Origin of the sequence: Streptomyces sp. NP-1717, from assembly GCF_022695985.1 — a bacterium.
Classification (GTDB): Bacteria; Actinomycetota; Actinomycetes; order Streptomycetales; family Streptomycetaceae; genus Streptomyces.
Map to the genome: position 1 here is coordinate 1 of NZ_JAAPBF010000351.1, position 4,901 is coordinate 4,901.

1 protein-coding gene is annotated in these 4,901 nt (G+C 70.4%); it reads left to right on the top strand.

Annotated elements, in window-relative coordinates; genetic code table 11:
• Positions 1-118 precede the first annotated feature (118 nt).
• A partial coding sequence (locus GXP76_RS34060) for an SDR family NAD(P)-dependent oxidoreductase (RefSeq protein WP_374363635.1) occupies positions 119-4,901 on the top strand: 4,783 nt, incomplete at its 3' end.

Below are 4,901 nucleotides of genomic sequence, written 5' to 3' on the forward strand. Positions count from 1 at the left end.
CGAAACCATCCAGCTCCAAGTAATCGCAGGTCCTGAAGACACCCGGCAACAGTCCACTCCCCTCAGCATCCACTCCCGTCGAGCCACCGACGAAGCGTGGACGCTCCACGCCATAGGTGTGCTCTCCGACGTTCCCACCGACTCCGCCGGTACGGATCTGACCGCGTGGCCGCCGGCCGGTGCGGAGGCTCTGCCCGTGGAGACCCTTTACGAGTCGATGGATGCCCGGGGTTACGGCTACGGCCCCGCCTTCCGAGGACTCATCGCAGCCTGGCGCAACGGCGACGACCTCTACGCCGAGATCGAACTCGACCCCGACACCGACGTCACCGGCTACGGCATCCACCCCGCTCTCCTCGACGCCGCCCTCCACACCCTCGGTGCGGACACCAGTACGGACACCGATACGGACAGCGGTACGGACGGGCAGGCAGAGACCGAGCTCGCGCTGCCCTTCTCCTGGGCCGGGGTCAGTCTGCACGCGACCGGTGCCACCGCACTGCGCGTCCACATCGGGCGCGGGGACGCGCGGACAGTGACTCTCAGCATCGCGGACCCGGTCGGTCAACCGGTCGTCCACGTCGAAGCCCTGACACTCCGGGCGATCGACCCGGCACAGCTCGCCGCCGTCGGCACCAAGTCGGCTGACGAGAACAGGCTGTTCACCATCGCGTGGTCGCCGACGGTTCAGTCCGAGGCCGACCCCGACGCCGGTACCCATGCCGTTGCCAAGGACGCGGACCCGCAGCCGTACGCGCTCCTGCTGGCCGGTGTCGATGAGGCCCCGCAGGACACGGAGGTCTACGCCCACCTCAGCGACTTCGCCGAGCTGCCGGTGCCCGAGCAGGTGCAGGCAGCCGGCGAACAGGCCCTCGCCCTTCTCCAGGACTGGCTGACCGACGACACCCGCACCAACACCCAGCTCGTCGTCCTCACCCACGGCGCCGTCACGGCCCAACCCGGTGAACTCCTCACCGACCTCACCCACGCGCCTCTCTGGGGCCTCATCCGCAGCGCCCAGAGCGAACACCCCCACCGCATCACCCTCATCGACACCGACAACCACCCCAACAGCCATAAGCAACTCACCCACGCCATCCACACCGCCACCACCACCGACGAACCCCAACTCGCCCTCCGCAACGGAAACATCCTCACCCCCCGCCTCACCCCCTACCCCACACCCGAACGGCTCTCGCCTCCCACCGACGCGCCCGCCTGGCGTCTCGGTGTCACGGGCGGGGGCACCGTCGAGGACATACGGCTGGTGGACTTCCCGGAGGCCGTCGCGCCGCTGGCACCGGGACAGGTCCGGATCGCCCTGCGCGCCGCGGGGCTGAACTTCCGGGACGTCGTCGTCGCGCTCGGCATGGTGGCGGACGTGCGGTCACTCGGTGGAGAAGGCGCCGGTGTGGTGCTCGAGGTCGCGCCGGACGTCAGCCACCTCGCGGTGGGCGACCGAGTGATGGGCCTGCTCTCCGGTACGGGGCCGGTCACGATGACCGACGCCCGGCTGGTCACCCGTATGCCGGACGGCTGGAGTTTCGCCGAGGCGGCCACCCTCCCCATCGTCTATCTCACCGCCTACTACGGGCTCTCCGATCTGGCGGACGTCAAGCGGGGGGAGCGTCTGCTCCTGCACGCCGCGACGGGCGGCGTCGGTCTGGCGACCCTGGAGCTGGCCGAGCACTGGGGCCTTGAGGTGTTCACCACGGCGAGCCCGGCGAAGCAGTACGTGCTCCGCGACCGGGGCATACCCGACACCCACGTCGCTTCGTCCCGCACGCTCGACTTCGAGCAGCACTTCCGTGCCACGGCGGGGGCCACGGGTGTCGACGTCGTCCTCAACTCCCTGGCCGGTGACTTCACCGACGCCTCGCTGCGGCTCCTCGGCGACGGCGGACGCTTCATCGAGATCGGCAAGACCGACATCCGGGACGCCGGGACCGTAGCGGCGGAACACGATCACGATGTCGTCTACCAGGCGTTCGACCTGGGGGACGCGGGACCCGACCGTATCCAGGAGATGCTCCAGGAGCTGCGCGAGCTGTTCGTGAGCGGTGCGCTCAAGCCGCTGCCCGTCACTGCCTGGGACATTCACGACGCGCAGCAGGCCATCCGGTTCCTCAGCCAGGCCCGGCACATCGGCAAGGTGGTTCTCACCCTCCCGAGCGGGGTCTCTCCGGAGGGCACGGTACTGATCACCGGCGGCACCGGCGTACTCGGCGGACACATCGCCCGGGAACTGGTCACCGAGCACGGAGCCAGGCACTTGCTGCTCGCCAGCCGCTCCGGTGCGGACGCCGCGGGCGCCACCGAGCTGCGGGCGGAGCTGGAGGCTCTCGGCGCCGAGGTACGTGTCGAGTCCTGTGACGCGGCCGACCGCGAACAGCTTGCCGAGCTCCTGGACACCGTTCCCGCCGAGCACCCGCTCAGCGCCGTCGTCCACGCCGCGGGCGTTCTCGACGACGCAACCGTCGAGCGGCTCACGCCGGAGCAACTCGCCTTCGTACGGCGCCCGAAGGTGGACGCGGCCTGGAATCTGCATGAGCTGACGGCGGGTTCCGACCTGGACGCCTTCGTGCTCTTCTCGTCGGCCGCCGCCGGGCTGGGCGCCCCTGGCCAGGCCAACTACGCGTCCGCCAACGCCTTCCTGGACGCGCTCGCCGTCCACCGGCGGCACCGGGGTCTGACGGCGGGTTCGCTCGGCTGGGGGTACTGGGCCGAGGCAAGCGGCATGACCGGCCACATGAGCGAGGCGGACACCGAACGCCTGATACGGGGCGGGGTCAGGCCGCTGCGTACCGAGACCGCCCTCCGGCTCTTCTCCACCGCCCTGGCCAGCGGTGCTCCTTCGCTCCTGCCGATCGACCTGGACATCAAGCGGCTCAGCCCGGAGAGCGCCCCCGCGCTCCTGCGTGGTCTGGTCCGCCGCCCCACGCGGCGTGTGGCCGCCGGGGCCGGCGCCGGTGCGGTCGCGGGCCTCGCGGGCAGTCTCGCCGGGCTCTCCCCTGCCGCACAGCGGGAACGGCTGCTCGGACTGGTCTCCCAGCACGTGGCGGCCGTCCTCGGCCACGCGGGTGGTGTGGACGCGGACCGTGCGTTCAAGGAGCTGGGCGTCGACTCACTGACCGCCGTCGAGCTCCGCAACCGGCTCGGCGCAGCAACGGGCGTGCAGTTGCCGACGACAGTCGTTTTCGACCATCCGAGCCCCAAGGCTCTGACCCAGTACCTGCTCACTCAGCTCGTGGGCACCGAGTCGACGGGTACGACGCGTCCCGCCACGGCGAACGGTGCCCCTCAGGACGACGAACCGATCGTGATCGTCGGTATGGCCTGCCGCTTCCCGGGTGACGTCTCGTCGCCGGAGGATCTGTGGCGACTGCTCGCCGAAGGCGGCAGTGGGATCGGCGAGTTCCCGACCGACCGCGGCTGGGACATCGAACGGCTGCTGGACCCGGACCCCGACCACGCGGGCACCTCCACCACCCAGCGCGGCGGATTCCTGCACAGCGCGGCCCAGTTCGACGCCGAACTCTTCCGGATCAGCCCGCGCGAGGCCCTGGCGACGGATCCGCAGCAGCGACTACTCCTGGAGACGGCCTGGGAGACGTTCGAGAGCGCGGGCATCGACCCCACGTCCCTCCAGGGAACCGCGACGGGCGTATTCGCGGGACTGACCTCACAGGACTACTTCTCCCGGCTGTCCAGCATTCCCGAGGACCTTGAGGGTTACCTGGGATCGGGCAGCCTGGCCAGCATCGCGTCGGGGCGTATCGCTTACACGTTGGGCCTGGAGGGTCCGGCGGTGACGGTGGACACGGCGTGTTCGTCGTCGCTGGTGGCGCTGCACATGGCTGCCCAGTCGCTGCGGAACGGCGAGTGCGACCTCGCGCTGGCCGGCGGCGTCACCATCATGTCCACCCCGAACGCGTTCGTCGTCTTCAGCCGGCAGCGTGGGCTGGCAGCGGACGGCCGGTGCAAGCCGTTCGCGGCCGGTGCCGACGGCACGGGCTGGTCGGAGGGTGTCGGGCTGCTGCTGGTGGAGCGGCTGTCGGACGCCGTACGCAACGGGCACCAGGTCCTCGCGGTGGTCAAGGGCTCGGCCATGAACCAGGACGGCGCGTCCAACGGCCTCACGGCTCCGAACGGGCCGTCACAGGAACGGGTGATCCGTCAGGCACTGGCAAATGCGGGGCTGACGGCGGCGGATGTGGACGCGGTCGAGGCGCATGGCACGGGTACGACGCTGGGTGACCCGATCGAGGCGCAGGCCATCGTCGCGACGTACGGCCAGGACCGGCCGGAGGACGCGCCTCTGTGGCTCGGGTCGTTGAAGTCGAACATCGGGCACACGCAGGCGGCGGCCGGTGTGGGCGGTGTGATCAAGATGGTGATGGCGATGCGGGAGGGCGTGCTGCCGCGCACGCTGCATGTGGACGAGCCGACGCCGCACGTGGACTGGTCGGCGGGGGCGGTGGAGCTCCTCAGGGAGAACAGGCCGTGGGCGGTCGGGGAGGACCGGCCGAGGCGGGCCGGTGTGTCGTCGTTCGGTATGAGCGGGACGAACGCGCACGTCATCCTGGAACAGGCCCCGGCGGCCGAAGTCACCCAGCCAGAGCCTGAGTCCGGTTCGGGTGTGGTGGTGTGGCCGGTGTCGGGTCATACGGCTCCGGCTCTGGCCGAGCAGGCATCGCGGTTGCACGCGCATCTGAGCGCGCATCCGGAGATCACGCCTGAGCAGGTCGCGTATGCCCTGACCACGACTCGCGCGGCTCTGGCTCACCGGGGTGCGGTTGTTTCCGCTGACCGTGGGGAGCTGATGGAGGGGCTGGCAGCTCTGGGTGAGGGTGCTCCGAGTGCGCATGTGGTGAGCGGTGTGACGCGTCCGCAGGGCAAGA